This window comes from Flavobacterium geliluteum (assembly GCF_017948595.1).
Lineage (GTDB): Bacteria > Bacteroidota > Bacteroidia > Flavobacteriales > Flavobacteriaceae > Flavobacterium > Flavobacterium flavipigmentatum.
The window spans coordinates 1-961 of record NZ_JAGFBV010000072.1 but is presented as its reverse complement, the minus strand read 5'-3'; the positions used below and the strand labels follow the sequence as shown (position 1 = coordinate 961).

Below are 961 nucleotides of genomic sequence, written 5' to 3'. Positions count from 1 at the left end.
TTATTGAGTTATTAATTTAGATTCTGTATCTTAGTAGTTGTAAAACAGTACTTATGGAAGAATTTAAAGGTCAAAATATACTCAATCTGGTAAAAGAATTCCCAAATGATGATGCTTGTAAGGCTTATTTGAGTAAAATAAAATGGATGGATGGTTTTAAATGTAGTAAATGTGGGTCTGAAAAAGGTTGTGAAAAGTCAGGCTTCACCTATCATTGTTATAGTTGTAATCATGTTGAAAGTGCCACAGCAAATACTTTGTTTCATAAGGTAAAATTTGGTTTGCAAAAAGCCTTTTTAATAGTTTTTGAAATGACAACCAGTAGTAAAAGTTTATCGAGTATTCAAATGGGAAAGCGCTACGGAATTAGTCAAACTACAGCTTGGTTTTTTATGCAGAAAGTTCGCGTTGCCATGAAAAGCAGTCAAAAATATCCTTTGTCAGAAATAGTTCATGTTGATGAATTTGTAGTTGGAGGACAAGAAGATGGTAAGCAAGGAAGAAGCTATGACACTAAAAAGACCAAAGCAGTGATAGCAGTTGAATTAACAGATAAAAACAAAGTAAAACGCGTTTATGTTAAAGCAATTGATGATTATTCTGCTAAATCATTAACCCCTATTTTTGAAGAACATATTAGTACAAGTGCTAAAATATTTACTGACAAATGGAGAGGTTATAGTCCATTAAAAAAGAGTTATAATATTGAACAAAAACAAAGTGAAAAAGGAAAGAATTTTAAGGAGTTGCACATTGTGATCCATCAAATAAAATCCTGGATAAGAACCGTTCCAAGTCATGTCAGTAAAAAACACATTCAATCTTATTTTGATGAATTTACCTTTAGAATTAATAGATCAATTTTCAAAGAAACTATTTTTCACAAAACAATTCAACGAATGATTACGGCATTGCCAATTTATCAGTATCAAATAATACAGAGGCTAAGTATATAACTCAA

1 protein-coding gene is annotated in these 961 nt (G+C 30.5%); it reads left to right on the top strand.

Features of this window, described 5'->3' with window-relative positions:
* Positions 1 to 53: 53 nt before the first annotated feature.
* Positions 54 to 956, top strand: coding sequence for an IS1595 family transposase (locus tag J3495_RS18995; RefSeq protein WP_210668551.1), 903 nt, complete (start codon positions 54 to 56; stop codon positions 954 to 956).
* Positions 957 to 961 lie beyond the last annotated feature (5 nt).